18 protein-coding genes and 1 pseudogene are annotated in these 24,725 nt (G+C 70.5%); 10 read left to right on the top strand and 9 right to left on the bottom strand.

Annotated features, from left to right (window positions below):
- Nucleotides 1–116: 116 nt before the first annotated feature.
- A complete protein-coding gene (locus ABD357_RS29430) occupies nucleotides 117–2,549 on the bottom strand; it encodes an ABC transporter family substrate-binding protein (RefSeq protein WP_344394050.1) in 2,433 nt (810 codons plus the stop codon).
- Between the two features lie 394 nt (nucleotides 2,550–2,943).
- On the opposite strand from ABD357_RS29430, the gene ABD357_RS29425 reads away from it, so the two are divergent.
- From ABD357_RS29425 to ABD357_RS29410, 4 genes are read left to right on the top strand one after another with little or no spacing between them, the layout of a single operon-like run.
- The gene (locus tag ABD357_RS29425; protein ID WP_344394049.1) at nucleotides 2,944–3,231 is read left to right on the top strand and encodes a hypothetical protein; all 288 of its coding nucleotides are present in this window, start codon (nucleotides 2,944–2,946) and stop codon (nucleotides 3,229–3,231) included.
- 20 nt (nucleotides 3,232–3,251) lie between these two features.
- Nucleotides 3,252–4,073, top strand: a complete 822-nt coding sequence (locus tag ABD357_RS29420; protein ID WP_344394048.1) for a hypothetical protein — start codon at nucleotides 3,252–3,254, stop codon at nucleotides 4,071–4,073.
- Nucleotides 4,073–6,016: a fumarate reductase/succinate dehydrogenase flavoprotein subunit gene (locus tag ABD357_RS29415; RefSeq protein WP_344394047.1), complete on the top strand. Its 1,944-nt coding sequence runs from the start codon at nucleotides 4,073–4,075 to the stop codon at nucleotides 6,014–6,016. The genes ABD357_RS29420 and ABD357_RS29415 overlap by 1 nt, the downstream gene beginning before the upstream one ends.
- Nucleotides 6,013–6,783: a succinate dehydrogenase/fumarate reductase iron-sulfur subunit gene (locus ABD357_RS29410; RefSeq protein WP_344394046.1), complete on the top strand. Its 771-nt coding sequence runs from the start codon at nucleotides 6,013–6,015 to the stop codon at nucleotides 6,781–6,783. The genes ABD357_RS29415 and ABD357_RS29410 overlap by 4 nt, the downstream gene beginning before the upstream one ends.
- Before the next feature lie 50 nt (nucleotides 6,784–6,833).
- Here ABD357_RS29410 and ABD357_RS29405 read toward each other — a convergent pair whose 3' ends face one another.
- From ABD357_RS29405 to ABD357_RS29380, 6 genes are all read right to left on the bottom strand, one after another.
- Entirely contained in the window at nucleotides 6,834–9,506 is a 2,673-nt protein-coding gene (locus ABD357_RS29405; protein WP_425585052.1) for a SpoIIE family protein phosphatase, read from the bottom strand.
- Nucleotides 9,507–9,747: 241 nt separating this feature from the next.
- Nucleotides 9,748–10,206, bottom strand: a complete 459-nt coding sequence (locus ABD357_RS29400; RefSeq protein ID WP_344394044.1) for an ATP-binding protein — start codon at nucleotides 10,204–10,206, stop codon at nucleotides 9,748–9,750.
- A 224-nt stretch (nucleotides 10,207–10,430) separates the two neighbouring features.
- Nucleotides 10,431–10,856 (bottom strand): (deoxy)nucleoside triphosphate pyrophosphohydrolase, encoded by a 426-nt coding sequence (locus tag ABD357_RS29395; protein ID WP_344394043.1) that lies wholly within the window; start codon nucleotides 10,854–10,856, stop codon nucleotides 10,431–10,433.
- 10 nt (nucleotides 10,857–10,866) lie between these two features.
- Complete coding sequence (locus ABD357_RS29390; protein ID WP_344394042.1) at nucleotides 10,867–11,058, bottom strand: SPOR domain-containing protein; 192 nt, start codon at nucleotides 11,056–11,058, stop codon at nucleotides 10,867–10,869.
- Between the two features lie 376 nt (nucleotides 11,059–11,434).
- Nucleotides 11,435–12,187, bottom strand: coding sequence for a GntR family transcriptional regulator (locus ABD357_RS29385; protein ID WP_344394041.1), 753 nt, complete (start codon nucleotides 12,185–12,187; stop codon nucleotides 11,435–11,437).
- Nucleotides 12,188–12,353: 166 nt separating this feature from the next.
- Nucleotides 12,354–13,628: a DUF4190 domain-containing protein gene (locus ABD357_RS29380; RefSeq protein WP_344394040.1), complete on the bottom strand. Its 1,275-nt coding sequence runs from the start codon at nucleotides 13,626–13,628 to the stop codon at nucleotides 12,354–12,356.
- A gap of 33 nt (nucleotides 13,629–13,661) precedes the next feature.
- Here ABD357_RS29380 and ABD357_RS29375 point away from each other — a divergent pair, with 33 nt between their 5' ends.
- Entirely contained in the window at nucleotides 13,662–14,873 is a 1,212-nt protein-coding gene (locus ABD357_RS29375) for a serpin family protein (RefSeq protein WP_344394039.1), read from the top strand.
- A 48-nt stretch (nucleotides 14,874–14,921) separates the two neighbouring features.
- Here the strand turns inward: ABD357_RS29375 and ABD357_RS29370 are convergent, their stop codons facing one another.
- Nucleotides 14,922–16,505, bottom strand: a complete 1,584-nt coding sequence (locus ABD357_RS29370; RefSeq protein ID WP_344394038.1) for a S8 family peptidase — start codon at nucleotides 16,503–16,505, stop codon at nucleotides 14,922–14,924.
- Between the two features lie 254 nt (nucleotides 16,506–16,759).
- The gene (locus tag ABD357_RS29365; protein WP_344394037.1) at nucleotides 16,760–18,946 is read right to left on the bottom strand and encodes a DEAD/DEAH box helicase; all 2,187 of its coding nucleotides are present in this window, start codon (nucleotides 18,944–18,946) and stop codon (nucleotides 16,760–16,762) included.
- A gap of 258 nt (nucleotides 18,947–19,204) precedes the next feature.
- Here ABD357_RS29365 and ABD357_RS44870 point away from each other — a divergent pair.
- The 5 genes and pseudogenes from ABD357_RS44870 to ABD357_RS29340 form a co-directional block, all read left to right on the top strand.
- Nucleotides 19,205–19,582, top strand: a pseudogene (locus ABD357_RS44870) (AAA family ATPase); the annotation flags it as partial.
- 552 nt (nucleotides 19,583–20,134) lie between these two features.
- Nucleotides 20,135–21,160: a 2-hydroxyacid dehydrogenase gene (locus ABD357_RS29355; RefSeq protein ID WP_344394131.1), complete on the top strand. Its 1,026-nt coding sequence runs from the start codon at nucleotides 20,135–20,137 to the stop codon at nucleotides 21,158–21,160.
- Nucleotides 21,161–21,512: 352 nt separating this feature from the next.
- Nucleotides 21,513–22,418: a universal stress protein gene (locus tag ABD357_RS29350; protein WP_344394036.1), complete on the top strand. Its 906-nt coding sequence runs from the start codon at nucleotides 21,513–21,515 to the stop codon at nucleotides 22,416–22,418.
- 313 nt (nucleotides 22,419–22,731) lie between these two features.
- Nucleotides 22,732–23,640 carry a universal stress protein gene (locus ABD357_RS29345; RefSeq protein ID WP_344394035.1) on the top strand — a complete coding sequence of 303 codons (909 nt, stop codon included), beginning with the start codon at nucleotides 22,732–22,734 and terminating at the stop codon, nucleotides 23,638–23,640.
- Nucleotides 23,641–23,702: 62 nt separating this feature from the next.
- Nucleotides 23,703–24,626: a carbamate kinase gene (locus tag ABD357_RS29340; protein WP_344394034.1), complete on the top strand. Its 924-nt coding sequence runs from the start codon at nucleotides 23,703–23,705 to the stop codon at nucleotides 24,624–24,626.
- Nucleotides 24,627–24,725 lie beyond the last annotated feature (99 nt).

Raw genomic sequence — 24,725 nt, 5'->3', positions numbered from 1 at the left:
GCCGCTGAGCTGGGCGGGTTCTGCCGGTGGGCACAGCGCGGTCCGCGGGGGCTGATCGCGCAGTTCCCCGCGCCCCTAAAGGAAGGCCTGCGGCCTCCTTTAGGGGCGCGCCAAGGTCACGACGTTCGCTTCATGCCCTTCTTCAAGTAGCCCATGTCCTCGTACACCGGTGTCTCGAAGCCGAACGCGCCCGCGTTGACCAGGTTGGGGCGGGCCGCGACGAGCTGCGGGCGCTGGTAGAGAGGGATCGAGCCGGCGGCGGCCCAGATGCGGGCATCCGCCTTGCGGACCAGGGAGCGGGACTCCTTCTCGTCCAGTTCTGCGACTGCCTGGTCGAAGAGGTGGTCGACCTGGTCGGTGCCGACGCGGGTGTAGTTCTGCTCGACGTTGAGGGAGCCGTCCGCGGCGGGCACCGGCTTGGCGTAGATGGGGCGGGCGTCCGTGGCGGGGAAGGCGGAGGCGGGCCAGGAGTAGAGCGCCAAGTCGTACTGGCCCGAGGCGATGTGGTCCTTGAAGTAGCTCGCGTCGGAGACCTTGGAGATCTCCGTACGGATGCCGATGTCGTCCAGCATCCGCGCGATACGCTCACCGACCGCCCGCAGCGACTCCGTGCCGGGCCCCGACGGGAGCACGAAGCGCAGCGACAGGGCCTTGCCGTCCTTGGCGAGCGGACCGGCCGCGGCACCCGCGGGGGCGGCGGTGCCCTTCGGCGCGTACGCCCCTGGCGCCCCGCCGTGCTTGAGCTGCCCTTCCTGCGCCAGCTCCTGCTTCTCCTCCCGCTTCTCCTCCCGCTTCTCCTCCCGCTTCTCCTCCCGCTTCTCCTCCCGCTTCTCCTCCCGCTTCTCCTCCCGCTTCTCCTCCTGCTTCTCCTCCTGCTCCTCGTCGGACTTCTCCGCCTCGCGGCGCTCGGCCTGCGTGGCGGCCTGGTCGAGGAGCGCCGTGCGCAGCTGGGCGATGGGCGCGGGCGCGAGCACGGCGGAGGTGCCGTGGTCGGCGGGCTTGCTGTCGTCACCGGAACCTTCGCCGTACGACGCCTCGCCGGAGGCCGGGTCGTACGCCGCACCGGGCTTGTTGTCCTCGCCCACGATGTACGTGTCGTCGTCCGACTTCCCGGACCCCTCAGACTCCTCGGAGGCCTCGCTGCCGGCCCCCTTCGCCGCCTTCTCCTTCTCGCCCTTCTTCTCCTTGATGGGCCCGCCCCGTTCCCAGCCCGCGTCCGCGAGCAGCGCCTGCGCCTCCTCGGTGTCCTGCTCGCCGAGGGCGCCGCTGCTGTCGGCGTACGCGGCCTGTCCGGCGAGGGCGAGATGGCTGCCTACGGGTTCGGCAGGCAGGCCGAGTGGCTGGAGTACGACCCTGGCGAGTTCGTCGCGGTCGAGGGCGCGGGCCACGGCGCGGCGGACGCGCTCATCTGCGAGCGGGCCCTCGGCGCCGTTGAGGGCGAGCTGTGTGTAGACGGGTTCGAGGGACTTGCGGACGGCGAATCGGCGCAGGGCCGACTGCTCCTCGCGGTACTTCGCGAACTTCTTCTTCCGCTGCTCGCGGGCGGTGGTCTCCTCGTCGGCCGCCTCCTCGTCGGAGCCGTTCGCGATCGCCCAGGAGCGCAGTGCCTTGGCGGGCGTGAGTTCGGCGCCGGGGCCGTGGGCGAAGGGTGCCCCGGCGGACCCCCTGGCGCCGGCGGCGGCTGTGATGCGCCGCGCCGCGGAGGGGTCGATCTCGGCGAGGTCGAGCCGGCCGGCGGCGAGTGCGGCGGCGCGTTTGTTGCGTGGTACGGCACGCAGGACCAGCTCGGAGAGCTTGGGCTGGTGGCCCCACCAGCGCGGGTTGCGCTTCAGCTTGACGTCGCCGGCCTTGCGGTCGATCTTGTCGATCTTGAAGGGGCCGGCGGTGACCTTCAGCTTGCGGCGTGCGCCGTCGTTGAAGGTGTCCGGGGTGCCCATCACGTCCTTCGGGTACAGCGGCGAGAACAGCGACCGCCAGTCCGCGTACGGCTTGCTGAAGGTGACCCGTACCTCGAGGTCGTCGTCGCCGCGCTCGATCTTCTCGATGCGTTCGTAGCCGGCGTTGCGGGCCGTCCAGTACGCGGTGTCCTTGCCGGACAGGGCGCGCCACTGGGCGGCGAAGTCGGCGGCGCCGATCTCGCGGCCGTCGCTCCAGACGGCCTGCTGGTTGAGCTTGTAGAGCACGACCTGCTTGGGCTCGCGCTCGACGATCTCCGCGGACTCCAGGTAGTCGGGGTTGCGCTCGGGCCTGCCCTTCTCGTCGAGCCGGTACATCGAGGGCAGGACAGCGCCGGCGACCCGGGAAGTGGTCGCGTCGGCGTCGGCCTGGAAGGTGTTGAGTGTCGCCGGGACGGTGTCCACGGCCCAGCGCACGGTGCCGCCGTCGGCGATCCGGTCGCGCTCCGCGGGAGCGATGTCCTGCCCGGCGAGGGGCCGGGCGGCCGGGTCCTCCTCGCTGCACGCGGCGAGGGAGGTCACCGCGAGCACGCCCGCCGTGAGGAACGCGACCGAGCGCGTGGCTGCGCGCGGTCCGACGCCGTGGTGGGACATGACTGATACCTCCGGGGCGGTTCTGATCACGTGGGCTGAACACACGGGCTGATCACTTCGGCTGATCGCTTGGGCTGAGCACGCAGAATGTCGCGTTTTGGTGAGTTAGATCACGTTTGGCCGTATTATGGAGTTGATCAGATCTATCGCCCCACTGAAGGGGCAAGCCCCCGAGTCGGAGCGGCGCCACGGCGATGGGTGAGCGAAAGCTCACCCATGCGGCCTAGCAAAGGGCGCACTGCCGATGGCGGGGGCGCGCGCGTGGCGTGAATGCGCGACACGATCGGTAAATCCATGCAGATCCCTTCACAGGGACCGATGTGACGCGCGACACTCGCAGGCGCATGAACGTTGCCGCCTTGGGCCGCAGGGTCCGCGGAAGTGAGGGCAAGTCATGTCCGTGCAAGACGACCTGACAACAGTCCAGCGCGCTCTCGACGACCTGTACCGGTCGGTGGGGCGCCTGGAACAGCAGATCGGTGGCGGTCTGGAGATGCGCCGTGTGCGCACCGACGCCGACCACCTGCGCGAGAGCGTGGCGCTGCTGCTTGAGGCCGCCCCCGGCCTCAAGGCACCGCGGCGTCCCGACCTCGTGTCCATCCCCGACACCCCGTACGACAGCACTCTGTGGACGGACTCGGACGACGAGGGTCTCGGCGCCCGCGACCGGCACGCACCCTGATCCGACTGGAGTCCACCCCCTTGGCCACTGGTACGGAACCCGAACTGAACAGCGGCGGCGTAAGAACCCCCACGCGCGCCGCGATCGCCGCCCCGCATCTGCGGACGGACCGCTGGTGGCTGGCGCCCGCCACCACCGCGGCCGGTCTGCTGGCCTTCGTCGTCTACTCGACGTGGCGGGCGTTCGCGAACACCGACTACTACGCGGCGCCGTATGTCTCGCCGTTCTATTCGCCCTGCCTGGCGGAGAACTGCGAGCCGATGCGGGCGGGCCCGAACTGGGAGATCTTCGGTGGCTGGTGGGGCCTGTCCCCCGCCCTGCTCATCCTGATCTTCCCGCTGGGCTTTCGGCTGACCTGCTACTACTACCGCAAGGCCTACTACCGGGGCTTCTGGGCCTCACCCCCGGCCTGCGCGGTCGCCGAGCCGCACAAGAAGTACACCGGCGAGACCCGCTTCCCGCTGATCCTGCAGAACATCCACCGCTACTTCTTCTACGCCGCGATCCTGGTCGCCGGCATCCTCACGTACGACACCGTGCTCGCCTTCCGCGACGAGCACTACGAGTGGGGCCACATGGGTCTCGGCACCCTGGTCTTCCTGGTCAACATCGTGCTGATCTGGGCGTACACCCTCTCCTGCCACTCGTGCCGGCACATCGTCGGCGGGCAGCTCAAGCACTTCTCCAAGCACCCCGTGCGCTACCGGATGTGGCAGTGGGTCGGCAAGCTCAACGCCCGGCACATGCTGCTCGCGTGGGCCTCGCTGGTGAGCGTGGCGCTCGCCGACTTCTACGTGTATCTGGTCGCGTCCGGTGCCTTTGACGATCCGAGGTTGTTCTGATGCCCGTAGTTGACCGGCAGGAGTGGGACGTCGTCGTGGTCGGCGCGGGCGGCGCCGGGCTGCGGGCCGCGATCGAGGCGCGTGAGCGGGGCGCGCGTACGGCCGTGATCTGCAAGTCGCTGTTCGGCAAGGCGCACACGGTGATGGCCGAGGGCGGCATCGCGGCGGCGATGGGCAACGTCAACGCCGGGGACAACTGGCAGGTCCACTTCCGCGACACCATGCGCGGCGGCAAGTTCCTCAACCAGTGGCGGATGGCCGAACTGCACGCGCAGGAGGCCCCGGACCGCGTCTGGGAGCTGGAGACCTGGGGCGCCCTCTTCGACCGTACGAAGGACGGGCGGATCTCCCAGCGCAACTTCGGCGGGCACGAGTACCCGCGGCTCGCGCACGTCGGCGACCGCACGGGCCTGGAGCTGATCCGCACGCTCCAGCAGAAGATCGTGTCCTTGCAGCAGGAGGACCACAAGGAGACCGGCGACTACGAGTCGCGGCTGAAGGTCTACCAGGAGTGCACGGTCACCCGGATCCTGAAGGATGGGGAGCGGGTCTCCGGTGCCTTCTGCTACGAGCGCGAGTCCGGCCGTTTCTTCGTCCTCGAAGCCCCTTCGGTCGTGATCGCCACGGGTGGCATCGGCAAGTCCTTCAAGGTCACGTCGAACTCCTGGGAGTACACCGGCGACGGGCACTCGCTGGCGCTGCTGGCCGGGGCACCCCTCCTCAACATGGAGTTCGTGCAGTTCCACCCGACGGGCATGGTCTGGCCGCCGTCGGTGAAGGGCATCCTCGTCACGGAGTCGGTGCGCGGGGACGGCGGGGTGCTGCGGAACTCCGAGGGCAAGCGGTTCATGTTCGACTACATCCCGGACGTCTTCAAGGAGAAGTACGCGCAGTCCGAGGAAGAGGGCGACCGCTGGTACGAGGACCCGGACAACAACCGGCGTCCGCCCGAGCTGCTGCCGCGTGACGAGGTGGCGCGGGCCATCAACGCGGAGGTCAAGGCGGGCCGTGGTTCGCCGCACGGCGGCGTCTTCCTCGACGTGTCGACGCGTATGCCCGCCGAGGTGATCAAGCGGCGGCTGCCGTCGATGTACCACCAGTTCAAGGAGCTCGCCGACGTCGACATCACCGCCGAGGCGATGGAGGTCGGGCCGACCTGCCACTACGTGATGGGCGGGATCGCGGTCGAGTCGGACACGGCGGCGGCGCGCGGGGTGCCGGGGCTGTTCGCGGCCGGGGAGGTCGCGGGCGGTATGCACGGCTCCAACCGGCTCGGCGGCAACTCGCTCTCCGACCTGCTGGTCTTCGGCCGCCGGGCCGGGCTGCACGCGGCGCGGTACGCGACCGATGCGGGCGAACGGCCCGCTGTGGACGACGTCCAGATCGACACGGCGGCGGCGGAGGCGCTGCGGCCGTTCTCCGCGGAGGGCCCCGAAGCGGGTGCGGAGGAGGCGGGACGGCCGCCGGAGAACCCGTACACCCTCCATCAGGAACTCCAGCAGACGATGAACGACCTCGTCGGCATCATCCGCCGGGAGGCAGAGATGGAGTCGGCGCTGAAGAAGCTGGCGGATCTGCGCGTACGGGCGCGGCGGGCCGGGGTCGAGGGGCACCGGCAGTTCAACCCCGGCTGGCACCTCGCGCTCGACCTGCGCAACATGCTGCTGGTCAGCGAGTGCGTGGCGCGCGCCGCCCTGGAGCGTACGGAGTCGCGCGGCGGCCACACCCGTGAAGACCATCCGACGATGGAGCGGGAGTGGCGGCGGATCAACCTGCTCTGCCGGCTGATCGACCCCACGGCGGGCTTGGCGGCCACGGATCCGGTACGCGGCCAGATCAAGCTCGTCCGGGAGACCACCGAGCCCATCCGGCAGGACCTGCTCGCCCTCTTCGACAAGGAAGAGCTGGTCAAGTACCTCGCTGAAGAGGAGCTGTACGAGTGAGCAGCTATGAGGCCCGCTTCAAGGTGTGGCGCGGGGACGCCGAGGGCGGTGGCCTGGAGGACTTCAAGGTCGAAGTCAACGACGGCGAGGTGGTGCTGGACATCATCCACCGCCTCCAGGCGACCCAGACCCCGGATCTGGCCGTGCGCTGGAACTGCAAGGCGGGCAAGTGCGGTTCGTGTTCGGCGGAGATCAACGGCCGGCCGCGGCTGATGTGCATGACGCGTATGTCGGTGTTCTCGCGCGAGGAGACGATCACGGTGACTCCCCTGCGGGCGTTTCCCGTTGTACGTGATCTCGTCACCGACGTCGGCTTCAACTACACGAAGGCGCGCGAGGTGCCGTCCTTCGTGCCCCCCGCCGGTGTCGGTCCCGGCGAGTACCGGATGATGCAGGAGGACGTGGACCGCTCGCAGGAGTTCCGCAAGTGCATCGAGTGCTTCCTGTGCCAGGACACCTGCCATGTGGTCCGGGATCACGAGGAGAACAAGCAGGCGTTCGCGGGGCCCCGGTTCCTCATGCGGGTGGCGGAGCTCGACATGCACCCGCTGGACGCGGCGTCCGAGACCGGCCTGGACCGCAAGAGCACGGCCCAGGACGAACACGGGCTCGGCTACTGCAACATCACCAAGTGCTGCACCGAGGTCTGCCCCGAGGGCATCAAGATCACGGACAACGCCCTGATTCCCTTGAAGGAACGGGCTGTCGACCGCAAGTACGACCCGCTGGTGTGGCTGGGGTCGAAGATCAGGAGGCGTACCTCCTAGGTCCTCTTGATCTCCTGATCTTCTGGCCTCCTGGGGCCCTCTAGCTCCTCCTAGAACAGGCTCAGCAAGGCTTCCGCCGGGTCCGTGAGGCCTGTGTCGCCGTTCGGCAGGGGGAGTTCGAACCAGACCGTCTTGCCGCGCGGCGTGCGGCGCGAGCCCCACGCCGCGCTGAGCAGCCCGACGAGCTGGAGGCCCCGGCCGCCCTCGTCCGTGTCGCGGGCGCGGCGGCGACGGGGCTGGACCAGGCCGGCGTCCCAGACCTCGCAGACCAACGTGCGGTCGAGCAGCAGCCGGAGCCTGATGTCGCCCTCGCCGTAGCGCAGGGCATTGGTCACCAGCTCGCTGACCAGCAACTCCGCGGTGTCGACGAGCGGTTCGAGGTCCCAGCTCAGGAGCTGGCCACGGGCGAACTCACGAGCCCGGCCCACGCTGCGCGGCTCGCGCGGCAGGGTCCAGTCGCCTACGGATTCGGCGGGCAGCCCCTGGACACGGGCCATCAGAAGGGCGATGTCGTCCTCGCCGTGATGGGTGTCGAGGGTGTTGAGGACGTGGTCGCAGACATCCTCCAGCGATCGGGAGGTGTCGGCGCGCCACGCCGTCGCCCCGGGGTGGTGGCCGGGTGCCGACTGGGACGGGTCCGTCAGGGCGCCCACGAACGCCTGCAGGCCCTCGTCCAGCGGATGGTCGCGCGATTCGACCAGTCCATCCGTGTAGAGCGCCAAAAGCGAACCTTCGGGAAGTTCGACCTCCACCTCCTCGAAGGGCTCGCCGCCCACACCGAGCGGCATGCCCGGCGGCACGTCCAGCATCAGCGCGTTCTCACCGGGCTCCACCAGTACGGGCGGCAGATGGCCCGCGTTGGCGAAGGTGCAGCGGCGCGTGACGGAGTCGTAGACCGCGTACACACAGGTGGCGAGATACACCTCGCAGAGGTCGGCGTCGCGCTGCGACTGACGGCCCGCGGTGCGGGTGGCCTGCTGGATGCCGCCGGGCGTGCCGAGGCCGCGGGCGATCTCGTCCAACGCCGAGAGGACCTCGGCCGGTTCGAGGTCGAGCAGTGCCAAGGTGCGTACGGCCGTACGGAGTTCACCCATGGCGACGGCGGCGCGCAGACCGCGGCCCATCACATCGCCGACGACCAACGCCGTGCGGTGGCCGGGGAGTTCGATGACGTCGAACCAGTCGCCGCCCACCTCGGTCGCCGCGTTCCCGGGAAGGTAGCGGCAGGCGATGTCCAGGCCGGAGGCCTCCGGGTCGCCCGGGGGCAGAAGGGATCGCTGGAGTATCAGCGCCCGTTGGTGCTCGCGGCGGTACAGGCGGGCGTTGTCGATGCAGACGGCGGCGCGTGCGGCCAGCTCGACCGCGAGGCCGCGGTCCCGCTCCCCGAACGGCTCGCTGCCCTTCGTACGCGAGAACTGCACGAGGCCGACGACCGTGTCGTGCGCGACCATCGGCACGGCCAGCGTGGACTGGATCAGGCCGCCCTCCTCGCCGGGGACGGTCTTCGGGCGGGCGGTGCGCAGGGCGTCCGCGCACTCCGAGTTGAACGCGAAGTGGTGCACGGCGCCGACGTTCACCGGCTCGGGGCCGCCGATGAAGGGCGCGTCGGAGACGGCGCTGGCGAAAGCGACCCGGCGCAGCTCCGCGCTGCCGTCGGCGAGCCCGGGCGGGGTCTCGTCGCCGGCGAGCAGCCCCTGGTAGAGGTCGACGGAGGCAAGGTCGCAGAAGCCGGGGACGGCCACGTCGAGGAGTTCGCGGGCCGTGGTCTCCAGGTCGAGGGAGTTGCCGATGCGCGCCCCGGCCTCGTTCAGCAGGGCGAGATTGCGCCGGGCTGCGGCAGCCTCGCGGGCGGCGGCGCGGCGCGCCGTGACGTCGATGGCCAGCCAGGCGATACCGATCGGCCGGCCCGCGCCGCTCTCCACGCGATAGAGGTTGACGGACCAGTTCCGGCGCTCGGGGGAGCCCGGCACGGTGCCTGTGACCTGCATGTCGGTGACGGATTCGCCGGTCTCCAGGACGCGGCGCAGCGTCGCGGCGACCCGCTCGGCCTCGTGGGACACCAGATAGTCCCTGACGGTGCGTCCGCGGTGGTCGTCGGCGGTGCCGCCGAAGACCAGGGCGAACCGCTCGTTGGCCCGGCGGATCTTCAACTCCGTGTCGATCAGCAGGAAGCCGAAGGGAGATTGGCCGAAAACCGCCTGTGCGGCAGCCAGATCCGTCTCGATTCCGCGCAGGGTGCGGACGTCGACGACGATGCACAGGGCGGCTCGCTCGCCCTCCTCCGTGCGCGTCGGCATGACGTAGACCTCGGCGAGTCCCTCCTTGCCCGCACCGGACTCCGCGTCGTCCGGCACCCGGAAGGGGACGACGCCCGTCCACTCCCGGCCGTCGAGAATCTCGGCCATCTTCCGCTGGCCGAGCTCACGCAGATCGGGATCGACGAATGCCTCGATGGGATCCACGCCCACGGCCCGCTCGGACCTGATGCCGAAGAGCTTCTCCGCGCGCAGACTCCACTGGTCGACGAGGCCGTCGGGTCCGATCGAGAACGAGGCGACCTTGATGTAGTCGTAGATTGAGCCGGGTGGACTGCTCTGCCACACCACGCCGTCGACCTCGCCGTCGACGCCACCGACCGGCACACCGGCCCTCGCGTCGCCCCCCGGGTCCCCGGACTCCATGGACTCCGCAGTCTCCGTGGCCTTCGCTGGTATCTCGCTCACGCGAACCGTCCCCTCCAGCTCACCGCGTCCGGCATCGGTCACCGGGGGCGGCTGCCCGCAGTATCCAGCAGTACGGCGCCGCACAACACGGTGTTCACGATCACAGCACGGTCCCGATGTATTTCGGACCGGCCGCGACACACACTCCCAGTCTTCTAACCAGGGCGCACCCCGTCGAATCACAGACTCCTGTAAGCCCTCAGGACCGGACAGCCCCGGACGACTCACGAATCGCCACCGCTCAGTCCGGCGGGGCCAGTTCGAACCACACCGTCTTGCCCGCCGCGCCGGGGCGGGTGCCCCAGCGGCGCGCCGAGCATGCCACGAGGTGGAGCCCGCGACCGCCCTCGTCCTCGAGGCGTGCGGCGCGCTCGTGCGGCAGGTCCGGCAGGGGGTCGGAGACTTCCACGAGCAGACCGTCCAGAGGCTCCGTGGGGCGTACGAGGCGTACGTCGATGGGTCCCATGGCGTGCTGCAGGCAGTTGGTGACCAGCTCGCTGACCAGCAGCGCGGTCACGTCACCGAGGGACTCGAGGCCCCAGGCGCGCAGCTGGCTCCGGACGAAGGTACGCGCGGCTCGTACGGAACCGGGATCCGCGGGGAAGGTCCACTCGGCGACCTTTCCATCGGTGTGGATCACGCGGATCACTCCCGAGCCTGAAGCGGATGTAGTCCGGTTTCGAGGGGTTAATGGGGACATACCCGGTATGCGGGGCGGAGTACCGTGCGCCGGGGCTCACTGTGGCACGAACGGCGTACGGGCACCTCCGGCGTACCGGACGGAGCCCCGCGCGTTCGGGGTGAGGCCCTTATGCCACGCCGTCCGGGCTTGCGCACATGGGCGTGCAGCGTTGCATATGTCACAGCACTGGCGGCGTCCGCTGTTCGCCTCCGGCGGCATCCGCGTACCCCTTGCCGCGGGGGTCACGCCTCCGGTGCGGGGTTCTGCCAGGCGTGGCGGGCCACTTCCATGACGGCCGGTACGTCCTGATCCAGCCAGTCGACATCCCAGATCTCGTCCGGTGTCAGCCAGCGCAACTCGTCGTGATCCTCAAGGGGTTTCGGGTCGGCCGAGTCGGGGAGCAGGCGGGCGGTCCAGACGTGGAGGGTGTACGGGGGCTTCAGGGACCACTCCCCCGGGATCCGTGCGAGTGGCTCCGCCTCGACGCCGAGTTCTTCGCGCAGCTCGCGCACGAGGGCGCCCTCGGGGGTCTCGCCGGGTTCGACCTTGCCGCCCGGGAGTTCCCAGCGGCCGGCCAGGTCCGGGGGTGCGCTGCGGCGGGCGGCGAGCAGGCGGCGCTCGCCCTCGCTCAGTACGGCGGCTCCTACCACCACGATCCGTTCCGTCATGCGGTGGAGACTACGGGCTTCCGTTCTGGCCGTTCTGCTGGATGCGCTCGATCAAGTACAGCTGGTTGGGGCCGTGGCGTTCGAGGCGGTCCGCGATCTTCTCGGCTTCGATCCTGGTCGCGCACCTGCTGACCGTGTAGCGGTTGCCGTTGTCGTCGCGTCGTACGACGAGCCAGGGCAGCGTGATGGTGCCGTCGCTCATCGCACTCCCCCTCTGCGTTCCGCTCCGCGCTCCGACCCGCTCCATAAAGACACCGCAACCGCAATCCGCATATGCCCGAGCCTACGCCTAACCTTCACGCAGCGCGCATGGGTTTTTACAGTTCGGGTTCGCGTTCGGGCGAGGGTTCGCTGGGGTTGCTCGCGCCCACGCGGTGGCGCCAACGCAACAGCCGTCGCTCAGGTTCTGTCTCAGGTCACCCGCACGGTGCACCGACACCGGGCCGTATGCCCGGCCTGCGACGGGCTGACGCACCGGCCCCGCGCGGGGCTGTGACATCAGCGGCTCCGCCGCGGGGCGCGACCGGCCACAACGGACCTGCAGCCGGCAACGAACCCACCCGCCCAGCCGCCGGAGGCTACCTCACCGGCAAGTGGTACGACACCCGGTACCGATCGGCCGGCACCACCACATCCGCCGTCTCCACCGGCCGGCCCGACGCGAAGAACGTGCGCTGGATGACCAGCACCACGTGACCAGGCACCCCACCCAGAGCGGCCAGCTCCTCGGCCAGCCCCGGCCGCGCACCGACTTCCTCCGTGACGTTGTCCACGACGACGTCGATCGCCGCCATGCGTTCGGCCACGCCCATGCCGCCGAGAGGGCCCTCCTCGGGGAGCATCACGGGCGTACGGCCCGTGACGGCGAGCGGTTCCCAGGACGTGGAGAGCATGATCGCCTCGCCCGCGTCCCGGTAGACGTACTGCGTGCACATCACGCGGTCACCAGGCTCGATGGCCAACCGCGAGGCGACCGAGGCGCTCGCTTCGGCCTGCCGGCTGTGCGACTCCCACGTGCCGCGCGCCTCGGCGTCGGCCTGCTCCTGGCGGAACGGGGTGGCACCGGTCTCCGGCCGGTACCCGGAGCGGGCGATGCGGCGTGGCACGGGGCGCGCGCGCACATACGTACCGGATCCGGAGCGGCCCTCGACCAGGCCCTCGGCCATCAGTACCTTGCGGGCCTCCAGGGCGACCGTGTCCGAAACCCCGTACTCCTGGCGGATTCTCGCCTGGGACGGGAGCCGGGTGTGAGGTGGCAGCGAACCGTCGACGATCTTCTTGCGGAGATCACCCGCGACGCGGAGGTACGCCGGCTGCTCACCGAATGCCACTGGCCGCTCCCATCAAGTTGCACAGACAGCAACAGCGTGGCAACCCAGGGTTGTCCCGAGCAAGTAAGGGCCAGAGATTCACTCGATGTGATGACATGGGGTGGGGCAGGTCTTTACCAGGTGCTTTCTCTCGGCTATGGCCGCTGAGATCGGCCCTGGCCGACGGTCACACCTCGGCGCCGCCGCCGGCGCCACCCCCGGTTCTGCCGCCTTCGCCGTTCTCGTCCTCGTAGTACGTCGGCAGGTTCGTGGCCAGGCCCAAGGCCTTGCGTGCGGTGATCGTCCGCTTGGGGTCGGTGAGGTTCGCACCCTTCTCGTAGTGCTCGTAGAAGGCGTCCGCGTCGGTGGCCTTGCCGGCCTGATGCCACTCCTTCTGGGCCGTGTCGAGGTCCTTGACCAGCGCGGTGACCGGGCCTTGCGCTTCGGCGCCCCAGTCGCGGGAGCGGAGCATGCCGATCTGCTCGGTCAGAGCGCCGGAGACTCGTGTCGCCCACTGCTTGTGACCGGGCAGGTCGTCCTCGACGTACTCCTCCGCGGGTGCCGCCTCCATGGCCTCGTTGTGGATCTGATCCGCCTTCAGGTACGCGATCTGGTCGGCGTCGAGTGTGGTCTCGTCGTTGCGCAGTGAGCCGGTCAGACCGGCGGACGGGTCCTTGTTGCCGAAGAAGCAGCTGATCTCGCGGTCACCCAGGTCCCAGCTCTGGCTGGTCGGGGTGAAGTAGTAGATGTCGACGTTGTCGGGCACGGCCCAGGAGTCCATCGCGTACGCGGCCTGAAGTGTGTAGCACTTTTCGTCAGCTGCCTCGGTGATGGCCGCGTCACCCGGGTAACTGCCGCCGTCCGTCTGGAAGTTCGCGAAGACCTCGCCGTCGTGCTTGTCCGCGCACGGCACCTTGTCGACGTCGTACGCCACGCCCTCCAGCGAGCCCTCCGGCGTATCGAAGCACTCGCCCTTGTCGACGGAGAAGGTCGCGCCCTCCCGTGCGCCCTCCTTGAAGCGCTCCCAGAACTCGGCCGCTCCCCCGCTCGCGAACGCGAACACGAGGAAGGCCGTGCCGAGCCCCGAAAGGATCACGCCCGCGATCGCCATGCCCTTGCCGCGCTCGCCCTTCTTCCTGATCTGCGCCAGCGCGATGAAGCCGAGGATCAGCCCGATCAGTGGCAGGAAGCAGAGGATGCCGAGCACCAGCGCGGCGATGGCGAATCCATTGACTGGAGGAGCGGGAGGGGGAAGGGGAGGGGTGTACGGGGGGTGGCCTTGGCCCCAGGGCTGATAGCCGTACGGGCCCGGTGCCTGGCCGTAGCCGGGTTGCGCGCCGTACGGGCCGGGAGGCGGGTACTGGCCGCCTGGGGGCTGCTGGGGCCCAGGGGGCGGAGGTATGTCCACTAGTACCGTGCTCCTCGTCCGAGCGCTGCGAGAACTGACGTACGACAGGCGCATGGTAAGCGTGGGGCGGATGGGGGCGGAACGCGGATGACGAACGCGTCAATTGCGCTGGCCGGGACGACGGTCGGCGCGGTCAACGGGCTGACGGCGCGGTGGGCCGAGGCGGCGACGGACGGCACGGTCTTCTCTGCCGCCGGGGTGTGGCCGCTGCTCGCCTTTCTGGCGGACGGCGCGGGTGGCGCGGCGCGCGCGGAGCTGGCCGAGGCGGTGGGGCTGCCGGCCGAGGAAGCGGCTTGTGCGGGGCGGGAGTTGATGGGTGCCCTGGGCGGGATGCGAGGGCTGGACTCGGCCCTCGGGCTGTGGACCAGGCGGACGCTGGAGCTGCGGGAGGAGTGGGCCAAAGGGCTGCCCGCTCAGACGCACGGAGTGCTCACGGGAGACGAGGCCACCGATCGCGCGGCATTGGACGGATGGGCGGCGCAGCGCACCGGTGGGCTGGTCGAGCGCATGCCGGCCGTGCTGACACCGGACACCGAGCTGGTCCTGGCGAGTGCGCTGGCCATGCGTACGCAATGGCTGCGCCCCTTCAAGGAGCGGCCCGTGCGGGCGGCTCACGGACCATGGCGTGGGCATACGCTCCTGGGGCTGCGCCGCAGCAGCGTCCTGTTGGACCGCGTCGGCGTGGCCGAGACTCCGGAGGGGTGCGTCACCGAGCTGAAGGTGCTGGGCAGCACCGGCATCGACGTCCATCTGCTGCTCGGGGAAGAGGCGATGACGCCGGGTCAGGTGGTGGGGTCCGGCATCGGCATCCTCGAGGGCACGCGTCCGGTCGTTTCCGGTCCTCAACTGCCGTACGGGGACGTGGGACCCGGGCTGCGCGTCGAGAAGGTACGTCGTATGCGGCCCCGGCCGCCGACGCTGGACGTGACGACCGTGGCGTACGACATGACGGCGCACCACGATCTGCTGGAGCTGCACCGGATGTTCGGCCTCACGACGGCGCGCGACACCTCGCGCGGACACTTTCCCTCAATCAGCGGCTTTCCGCTGGCCGTCGGGTCGGCCCGGCAGTCCACCATGGCGAGGTTCGGCGCGCTGGGCTTCCGTGCGGCGGCGGTGACGGCCATCGCGGCCGCCCCCGGCAGCGCACCGCGCGAACCCCGCTACGTGACCACCACGATCGACGCCCGCTTCGACCGCCCCTTCGCCTTCCTCGCCGTCCACCGCCGCTCGCGCCTCGTCCTCGCGGCCGGCTGGGTCACGGACCCGAAGCCGTACCGCGAGGACGAGGGTTACTGATGTTGCGTCACTGACGATGGGCTACTGAGGATCGGCTCCTGACGAGGCTCAGAACTGGAGCGCCCAGGAGTCGATCCGGCCCGTGTCCTGCGCCGCGTTGTCGCTGACCCTGAGCTTCCACGTGCCGTTCGCGACCTCTGACGAGGCGTTCACGGTGTACGTGGTGTCGATGTTGTCGGCGGAACCGCCCGTGCCGTACGCCTTCAGCGTGTAGGCGGTGCCGTCGGGGGCGATCAGCTGGACCTGGAGGTCGCCGATGTAGGTGTGGATGATGCTGACCGGGACGCTCAGGGCCGAGGGCGCGTTGCCCGTGACGCCGGTGACCGTGAGCGGTGACTCGACGGTGGCGTTGTCGCTGATCGTGTAGTCGCCGCTGTTCTCGAAGCGCGAGCCGGTGGGCGGCGGGGTGGTGCCGCCGCCGCTGCCTACGCGCAGGAGGCGGTTGGGCGAGCCGGTGCCGGGGCTGGTGACGACTCCGGTGGTGGCGGAGTTGACCAGTGCGGTCTGGACGGCGGCCGGGGTGGCGGTGGGGTTGTCCGCCAGGTAGAGGGCGACGGCTCCGGCTACGTGCGGGCTCGCCATGGACGTACCGGAGATGGTGTTGGTGGCGCTGTCGCTCGTGGCCCAGGTGGAGGTGATGGAGGAGCCGGGGGCGAAGACGTCCAGGACGGTCCCGAAGTTGGAGTAACTGGCCTTGGCGTCGGTGCTGGTGGTGGCGCCGACGGTGATCGCCTCGGTGACGCGGGCGGGCGAACGGGTCGAGGCGTTCGTCGACTCGTTGCCGGCCGCCACGGCGTAGGTGACGCCGGAGGCGATGGAGTTGCGTACGGCGGTGTCGATCGCGGTGTCCGCGCCGCCGCCGAGGCTCATATTGGCGACGGCCGGCTTGACTGCGTTGCTCGTCACCCAGTCGATGCCCGCGACGACCTGCGCGGTGGTGCCCTGGCCCGAGTTGTTGAGCACGCGCACGCCGACGATCTTCGCCTTCTTGGCCACGCCGTACGCGGTGCCCGCGACCGTGCCCGCGACATGCGTGCCGTGGCCGTGGCCGTCCTGGGCTGTGTTGTCGTTGTCGACGGCGTCGTAGCCGTAGGCCGCCCGGCCGCCGAAGTCGGTGTGGGTGATGCGGACACCGGTGTCGATGATGTACGCGGTGACGCCCTCACCCGCGGTGTCGTCGTAGGTGTAGCTCTGGTTGAGCGGGAGGGCCGCCTGGTCGATGCGGTCCAGGCCCCAGGAGGGCGGACTGGGCTGGGTCGCGGTGATCGTGAAGGTGCGGTTCTGGACGACGGAGGCGACGGCCGGGTCGGCGGCGAACCTCTTCGCCTCGGCCTCGGTGGCCTCGACGGCGTAGCCGTTCAGCGCCTTCTTGTACGTACGCTCGATCGTGGCGCCGTACTCCTTGGCGAGTGCCCTGCCCTCCGCGGAGCCGGCCTTCGCGGCGTCCGCGTCGAGGGTCACGATGTAGCTGTTCGCGATCGTCCCGGGTGCGCCCGCGTACTGGACGGGGCCCACGGGGGCCGCGGCGGCCTGGGCGGGGAGAGCGGTGACAAGGCCGGCGACAAGGGCCGTCGCGCTGATTCCGGTGCCGATTCCGGCAAGTCTTCGGCGGGCATGACGCATCACTGCCATCTGAGGGATCCTCCTCAATCGGTGGCGCGCTTGTGGGGGGTGGTGCCGGTGGAGCACACGCAGGTGGTGCGGGCTGGTGCGGGCACGCAAAAGAAGACAGGGTCATGCCAAGTTCGGTGACAACCCTGTGCGTCAGCCGAAAGATTGAGGCTTCCACAGGAATTGCACAAGAGCCCTGCACGGACGTAACACAGGCGCCATATACCAGTCATGACACAACGTCATAAACCACGCGCCGGGGGCTCAGTGGGGGCTCATGTGACGGCGGCCAGCCGCTGCTGCTCGTCCTCGACTATGCGGCGGGCCAGGGTGCCGTCCGAGACGTCGACGGCGTCCGGGGTCGCCTCGGCGACATCGCTGCGGCGGGCGTACGCGTCGAAGAGGCGGGCCTTGTTCTCCAGGATGCGCAGCAGGCGGTCGTCCACGCTGTCCGTGGCGAGGAGACGGTGCACCTGGACCGGGCGGACCTGGCCCATGCGATGGGCGCGGGCCACGGCCTGGTGCTCCAGGGTGGGTTTGACCTGCGGCTCGCAGAGGATCACGACGGACGCCGCCTGGAGGTTGAGGCCGACGCCGCCCGCCTCTATCTGGCAGAGCAGTACGGCGTGGCCGTCGGCCGCCGTGAACTCGTCGACCAGCTGTTGCCGGCGAGCGGCCGGCACACCACCGGCCAAGGGCCCCAACGCGCCATCGTCCAGGGCTTGCTGGACCACACCGAGCACGTCCCGGAAGTACGAGAAGACGACCACCTTGAGCCCGTTCTCAGCCGCCTCGGACACCAGCTCGCGCAGGCGTTGCAGCTTCGCCGACTGCTCGGCGTTCGCATACGCGGCTCTGCGCATCGCCATGAAGTTCCCGGCGGCGACCGCCTCGCGGTACGCCTCCTGGTCGGCGGCGCTGAACTCCTCCCACTCGTCGACCTGGAGCAGCGCGGGCAGTTCGGTGAGTACGTCCTGCTGGTTGCGGCGCAGATAGGCGGGGGCGACGGACTTGCGGAAGGTGTGCGGGCCGGCGACCGCGTCCCCTCCCTGGATCTGGGGCACCAGCTGGGGCTGGAGGTAGCGGACGAGCGTACGGAACTCCTGGACGCGGTTCTCCATCGGCGTACCCGTCAGGAACAGGACCCGCTCGCACCGGTCGGTCCAGGTGGCGACGGCGCGGGATCGGCGCGCGTCGGGATTCTTCACGTAGTGCGCCTCGTCGACGACGAGTGCGGCCGGGGGCGCGGTCGTTCTGTCCGGCGCGGGCAGGCTGTGCAGCACGTCGAAGGTGGTGACGGCGACTCCGCCGCGCTCACGCCACTCCCCGTACGCGTGCTGCCGCTCGGGACCGTGCACGGGCATCGCCCGCAGGGTGCTGCGCGCGCGGATCTCGCGGGTCCAGTTGATCAGTACGCTCGCCGGGCAGATCACCAGGAAGTGACTGTGTCCCTGCGCCGCCAGGTGCGCGAGCACGGCGATGGCCTGGACCGTCTTGCCGAGCCCCATCTCGTCACCGAGCACCACCCGCCGCTGTGCGAGCGCGAACCGCGCACCGAAGGACTGGTAGCCGCGCAGCGAGACCCGGCGATGGGTGTCGTCGAGCCCCTGCGCATGCACCCGCTCGGCGACCTCCGCCGGCAGAAAGCCCTCGGCGGCCGCGACGTCGGGAGCGCTGCCGGCGACTTCGGCGAGCTGGCTGTAGTACTCCGTGGAACGCAGCTCGAAGTCGACCCACGCCTCGGCCTCGGAGGCGGACTCGCGCAGCAGATCGGTGGAGGCCTGCGCCAGCAGCAGTCTTACGTCCCCGGAATCGGCCGTCAGCTCATGCAGTTCCGCGACCGCGACCAGTGCGCTCTCCCGCCGGGCCTTCGTGGACAGCGCCATCCGCAGCCGCCCACCGGCGGGCCGGGCCGCCGGAAGCAGCACCTTCAGCCGCCGGTCAAGGCGCTCGGCGGCGTCCACGGCGCGGCGCAGCTCGGGCCCCGCCTCGACGAGCCGCCGCAGCGCGATCACGAGAGCGGTGGTCCGGGGCTCCGGATGATCGACATCGATCCGTACGGACACGGTCTCCTCGACCGCCCGGGCGATCTGCCGAGCCGCGGCGAGCGCCTGATCGGCGGTCTGCGCCCCGACCCCCGGAATCTGCCGCAACTCATACCGGCTCGCCTCATACACCTCCCGCACGGACCCGACCCCGGCCGCCTCCAGGGCAGCGAGCCGCAACCGCCCCTCGGTGGCGTCCTTCAGCCGCGAAACGGGAATGCCCGCCAACTCCTCGACGACAAGCTCGGCTTGGATCGGCGCAAGCGCGGCACGGATCTCGTCGACTGCCCGCCGGTGGTCGTCGAGCACGGCCCGGGCGTCCTGATGCAGCCGCTCCCCTCGCGCCAGCACGTGGCGCGCCTTCCGCCCCACGGGCGCGAACACGGGGCCGCCGTTCGCCCCCTCGCCGTGTGCCATGCCGCCCCTCTTTTTTGCCCCGTACTCGCGCTGTTCCCAGACCGTTGCCGCGCCGTCTGACGCGATGAGGGCCATCCTTCCACGGGGGTCTGACAGTGGCGGCTGGTCTTGGGGGCGGCGGTACGTGCGCCACGTGACCGCCATCTCCCGGTCGAGGCGCGGCCAGTACACCAATACCGGCCGGGGCCGGTCCCGGCCGCCGAGGAAGAGGTCGGCGACCTCGTCCCGCCCCGCTTCGTCGAGGCCTTCCTCGCACCGATGCGCAACCCCGAACTGCGCAAGCTGTACGGCAAGTCCCTGCGCGGCGGACTGCTGCTGTACGGCCCGCCCGGCTGCGGCAAGACCTTCATCGCCCGGGCGATCGCCGGGGAACTCGGGGCGAGTTTCCGGTCGGTGTCGGTCAATGACGTGCTCGACATGTGGACCGGCAACTCCGAGCGCAACATGCACGAGATCTTCGCCAGTGCCCGCCGCCAAGCCCCCTGCGTGGTCTTCCTCTACGAGCTGGACGCACTGGGCGGCAAGCGCAGCCGCACACAGAGCAGCGGCATGCGCAACACCGTCAACCAGCTGCTCACCGAGCTGGACGGCATCGACGCGGCCGCCAATGACGGCGTGTTCGTGCTGGCGGCCACCAACATGCCCTGGGACGTGGACATCGCCCTGCGCCGCCCCGGCCGCCTGGACCGCACCCTGCTCCTGCTGCCGCCCGACGCCCCCGCCCGCGAGGCGATCCTCCGCTGTCACCTGCGTGAACGTCCCGTCGAGAACGTCGACTTGGGCAAGCTGGTCAAGGCCGCGGACGGACCGTTCCGTACCGCAGGTGATCTTCTGGGCCGGGATGGTGCCGACGTTCGCCACGATCTGGTTCGACCGGAAGATGACGCGCTGAGGTCGCGGCCTCTCTTCGCCCGCGTCGGAGCAATCCTCGCCCGTCGACCGGGAATCACGGCACCCACGGTTCCCGACGCCACGACCGCCGTCACTGGGCCGATGGTCACCGCGTTTACGGTCCGACCGGACCTGATCCGCGGCGCCCAGACGGACGGGGACGGCACCGGGGGCCCGACCAGCTTCCACTGCGGCCCCGCCCGGGCTTTGCCCTCGAGGTCCGTCGGGCCCTTTGGCCGTATCGCCGCGGCCCTACGGTGGAGAGGTGATCAGCCGTCCCTGTGGGAGGAGAACCACGTGGAGATCGTCGCGTACGGCGTCCTCGCGGACGAACAGCCCCTGCTCCAGGATGCGTTCGACCGGGAGTTCGGCGGCCGGCATGAACTGCGCTGTCTGGGGCTGTTCTTGAACCGGGACACCGCCCCCATCGCGGCGGGGCACGAGGTGGTGCTCAGCAGTGTCAACGACACCCTGGACGCGGACGTACTGCGCGCGCTGGCCAAGGGCGGCACGAGGATGATCGCCCAGCGGGCCACCGGCTACAACAACATCGACCTGGCGGCCGCCGAGGAGTCGGGGCTGACGGTGGCGCGGGTGTCGTTCTACTCGCCCTACTCGGTGGCCGAGTTCGCCTGGGCGCTGGCGCTCGCCGTCGACCGGCGGGTCGTGCGGGCCGCGCACCGCACCCGCGAGTTCGACTTCCGGCTCGACGGGCTGATCGGCCGTGACCTGCACGGGCGGACCGCGGGGGTGGTGGGCACCGGGAAGATCGGGACCGCGTTCGCGCGGATCGCGCACGGCTTCGGGATGCGGCTGCTGGGCTGGGACGTCGCCGAGAACCCCGACTGCCTGGCTCTGGGCATGCAGTACGTCGAGCGGGAGCGGCTGTTCGCCGAGGCGGACCTGGTCAGCCTGCACGTGCCGCTGCTGCCGGACACCCACCACCTCGTCGACGCCCGAGCCCTGGCCCTGATGAAGGACGACGCGATCCTGGTCAACTCCAGCCGCGGCGGCCTGCTGGACACCGACGCGCTGCTGGAGACGCTGCGCGCGGGACGGCTGAGCGGTGTCGGTCTGGACGTGTACGAGGAGGAGGCCGGGGTGTTCTTCCTCGACAAGTCGCTTGAGGTGATGACCGACGAACGCCTCGCCCGTCTGATGACCTTCAACAACGTCCTGGTCACCTCGCACCAGGCGTACTTCACCCGGGACGCCGTCGGCCAGATCGCCGCCACCACCGTGGGCAACGTCGCAGACCACTTCGCCGGCCGTACCAGTGACAACACCCTCGTCCCCCGGCGCGAGACCGGCACGGGGCGGTGACCGGACACCTTCCCGCACCGGACGGCTGACGCCGCCGTCCGTCCCGGCTCCGACGCCCATGCAGATGACGATGTCGGCCGCTGCGGCGGCCACACGGGTGGTCGTGGCCGACTCCCGGCGACCAGGCCGGGGACCGAACGGCACCACCGGGGAAGCCCGCGGCGCGACGCCCCGTCCGGGACGTCCTGTGGCTGCCGCCTGTCGAACGGGCCCTGGGAAGGGGGCCGTTGCCCCGCCTGTGCCGACCGGCCAACAAGGGCCCACCGGCCCCGGTCGGGGACCTGCGGCCCCTGCACCACCGGCCCGCGCATCACCACGCTGGAATCACATCCCCGTTGAGGAGGCAGAAGCCATGGTCCGCACTGTTGTCGTAGGTCTCGACGGCTCGGCCGAGAGCCGTGCCGCCGCCGAGTGGGCGGCCCGGGAGGCGAAGCGGCGCTTCCTTCCGCTCAAGCTGGTCCACGTCTGGGAGGCGGTCCCCGCGCCCATGGCCCTGGCGCCGCTCCTCGGTGCCGAGACGCAGTCCGAAGGCTGGGGAAAGATCCCGCGCGAGGCGGCCGAAGAGCTCCGTCTGCGTCACCCCGGGCTGGACGTGACCGTGGACCAGGTTCCCGGCCGGCCCGCCGAGGTGCTGACTCAGGCGGCGAAGGACGCCGAGCTGCTGGTCCTCGGCTCCCGGGGGCTGAGCGGCATCGGCGGCTTCCTCGTCGGCTCCGTCGGCCAGGCCGTCGTGGCGCACGCCGAGCAGCCGGTGGTCCTCGTACGGGCCCGGGAACAGGCCGCGGACGGGCATGCGATGGATCCGTCCGCGGTGCCCCTCGCTGCGGACCTGTCCGGGCCCGTCGTCCTCGGGCTCGACACCGACCACCCCGACGACACGCTCCTCGCCTTCGCCTTCGAGGCGGCTGCCCGCCGTGTCACACCCCTGCGGGTCGTCCACGCCTGGAACCTGCCGCCGTACTTCGCCTACGGCCTGCCCGCCGACCCCGAGCTCAACGCCGTGCTGGCCAAGCAGGACGCTGCCACGCTGGCCGAGGTGCTGCACCGCTGGAAGGAGAAGTACCCGGCCGTGCAGATTGTCGAGGAATCCCGCGCCGGCAGTCCCGCCGCCCAGCTGGTCGACGCCTCCCGCAGGGCCTCCCTCGTCGTCGTCGGTCGCCGGATCCGCCGCGGCCCGCTCGGCGCGCACATCGGCCCCGTCACGCACGCCGTGCTGCACCACGCCACCGCCCCCGTCGCCGTCGTCGCGCACGACTGATCTCACCGCTCCCGAGGAGGAGCGGCTGGAAGGGGGTGTGCATCGTGGGTACGTCACTGACGCCGGAGTTCTGGAGGCTGTTCGCCGTCCGACGGCCACACGGACGACTGGGGGGCCGGGTCGACCGGAGCGGGATCTGGTCCGTCACTGAGCCATGAAGGTACGGAGGTACGGAGGTACGGAGCGTTGTGGGGCTGGTGTTGGGGCCGAATGGGTCGAGGAAGGGCCTGTACGGCCCCTGCGCACAAGGCTGTTCCTGCACAACGCTCGTACCAGAAGAGCAATACAGGCTCGGACGGAGGAGGTAGACAGCATGCTTCGGCACGTCACCGCGGGAGTTGACGGTTCCACCGAGAGTCTTGCGGCCGCGCACTGGGCGGCCCGGGAAGCCCTGCGTCGCGGAGCCTCGTTGAGGCTGGTGCACGCGTGGACGTGGCATCCCCGCCCGGCCGCCTCCGTACCGGCAGGCACGAGCGAGCACGAGTGGGCCCAGGAGACCCTGGACCGGGCGGTCGGCAGCGTCCGTGCCGCGCACCCCGGGCTGCAGATCGTCGGCCAGCCGGTGGCCGACTCCGCCGTCGCCGCCCTGCTCGCGGCGGCCGAGGAGGCGGAGCTGCTGGTGCTCGGCTCCCGCGGGCTCAGCGGTGTCGCGGGTTTCCTGGTCGGCTCGGTGTCCCAGCGGGTCGTCGCCAGGTCGCCGCGCCCCGTCGTGCTCGTCCGCGCGGGCGAGACCTCCGCCGACGAACACCTTCCGGCACCTGACGGTGTCTCGCCGGAGGAGATCCCCGAGATCCCGTACCGCGATGTCGTTCTGGGGCTGGACACCCGGCGCCCCTGCGACGAGCTGATCGAGTTCGCCTTCGAGGCCGCCCGCCGCTACAACACCACACTGCAGGTGATCCACGCCTTCAGCGTTCCGTCGGCCGACGGCGCCGACCTGCACGCGGTCACAGGGTCCGGGCCGGAGTTCCTCGCGGCACAGGAACGCGCCGTCATCGCGACGCTGCGACCGTGGTGCGAGAAGTTCCCCGGGGTCTCCGTGACCGAAACCGTCTCCGAAGGCAGGGCGGCCACAGCGCTGGTGCGCGCGTCGTCCGGAGCCTCCCTCGTCGTGGTGGGGCGCCGCACACGGGACAGCCACCTCGGCACGCACATCGGGTCCGTGACGCACGCGGCGCTGCACCACGTCAGCTGCCCCGTCGCCGTCGTACCGCACACCTGAACCGGCTCTCCGGACGCTCCCGTTCAGGGCCGTACGCTCTCGCCACCCTGGAGGACCGAACCGTGCGCATCGTCATCGCTCTCGGCGGCAACGCCCTGCTGCGCCGGGGGGATCGCCCCGACGCGGCCGTACATCAGGCGAACATCGACCGGGTGGCCACCGCCGTCGCCGGCCTCACCCTCGAACACGAGGTCGTCATCACCCATGGCAACGAGCCGCAGATCGGTCTCCTCGCCATGGAGAGCGCGGCCGACCCGGTCCTGACCGCCCCCTATCCGCTGGACCTCCTGGGCGCGCAGACCGAAGGCCTGATCGGCTCACTGCTGGTCCGCGCCCTGCACGACGCGCTGCCCGGCCACAAGATCGCCGCACTCGTCACCCACACCCTGGTACGGGCCGACGATCCGGCCTTCGCGCGGCCCACGAAGCGCGTCGGCCCCGTGTACCCCCGGGACGTCGCCCGCTCCCTCGCACGAAGGCGCGGCTGGCACATCGCCAAGGACGCCGGCGGCTGGCGCCAGGTCGTCGCCTCACCCATGCCCGAGGGCATCGTCGAGACCGAGATCATCCACGACCTGCTCACCTGCCACGCGCTGGTCATCTGCGCCGGCGGCGGAGGCGTTCCCGTCACCGCCGACAGCGACACAGGCGCCCTGCTGGGAGTGGACGCGGTCATCGACAAGGACCTCACCGCGGCGCTGCTCGCCGAGGAGCTCAAGGCCGACTTCCTGCTCATCCTCACCGACGTGCCGAACGTCTACACCGGCTATGGCACCTCCGACCAGCACCCCGTCCTGGACGCCACCCCGGACGACCTGCGCCGCGCCGGCTTCCCCGACTGCTCGATGGGACCCAAGACGGAGGCCGCCGCCCGGTTCGTCGAACGCACCGGCGGCCTGGCCGCGATCGGTGCCCTCGACGCGGCGTACGAGATCGTCCACGGCAGATCGGGAACGCTCGTCCGCCCCGACCTTGCGATCGGCTGAGTCCCGTCGACGCCGGGCTGAACCCGCGCATGGTGCCCTTGGCGCGCCGGCGCGGGGCGAAGACCGCAGGTAAGACGGTTGGCCAATGCTGCCGTGCCA

Source organism: Streptomyces vastus (assembly GCF_039532825.1).
GTDB lineage: Bacteria > Actinomycetota > Actinomycetes > Streptomycetales > Streptomycetaceae > Streptomyces > Streptomyces vastus.
The sequence above is the reverse complement of the archived record's forward strand: the minus strand, read 5'-3'. Positions and strand labels throughout refer to the sequence as shown.

Bases quoted from the DNA above. Each gene is read 5' to 3' on its own strand.
- ABD357_RS29430 (WP_344394050.1), bottom strand. From the start codon at position 2,549: ATGTCCCACCACGGCGTCGGACCGCGCGCAGCCACGCGCTCGGTCGCG.
- ABD357_RS29425 (WP_344394049.1), top strand. From the start codon at position 2,944: ATGTCCGTGCAAGACGACCTGACAACAGTCCAGCGCGCTCTCGACGAC.
- ABD357_RS29415 (WP_344394047.1), top strand. From the start codon at position 4,073: ATGCCCGTAGTTGACCGGCAGGAGTGGGACGTCGTCGTGGTCGGCGCG.
- ABD357_RS29400 (WP_344394044.1), bottom strand. From the start codon at position 10,206: ATGTCCCCATTAACCCCTCGAAACCGGACTACATCCGCTTCAGGCTCG.
- ABD357_RS29395 (WP_344394043.1), bottom strand. From the start codon at position 10,856: ATGACGGAACGGATCGTGGTGGTAGGAGCCGCCGTACTGAGCGAGGGC.
- ABD357_RS29390 (WP_344394042.1), bottom strand. From the start codon at position 11,058: ATGAGCGACGGCACCATCACGCTGCCCTGGCTCGTCGTACGACGCGAC.
- ABD357_RS29380 (WP_344394040.1), bottom strand. From the start codon at position 13,628: ATGCGCCTGTCGTACGTCAGTTCTCGCAGCGCTCGGACGAGGAGCACG.
- ABD357_RS29375 (WP_344394039.1), top strand. From the start codon at position 13,662: ATGACGAACGCGTCAATTGCGCTGGCCGGGACGACGGTCGGCGCGGTC.
- ABD357_RS29370 (WP_344394038.1), bottom strand. From the start codon at position 16,505: ATGGCAGTGATGCGTCATGCCCGCCGAAGACTTGCCGGAATCGGCACC.
- ABD357_RS29365 (WP_344394037.1), bottom strand. From the start codon at position 18,946: ATGGCACACGGCGAGGGGGCGAACGGCGGCCCCGTGTTCGCGCCCGTG.
- ABD357_RS29350 (WP_344394036.1), top strand. From the start codon at position 21,513: ATGGTCCGCACTGTTGTCGTAGGTCTCGACGGCTCGGCCGAGAGCCGT.
- ABD357_RS29345 (WP_344394035.1), top strand. From the start codon at position 22,732: ATGCTTCGGCACGTCACCGCGGGAGTTGACGGTTCCACCGAGAGTCTT.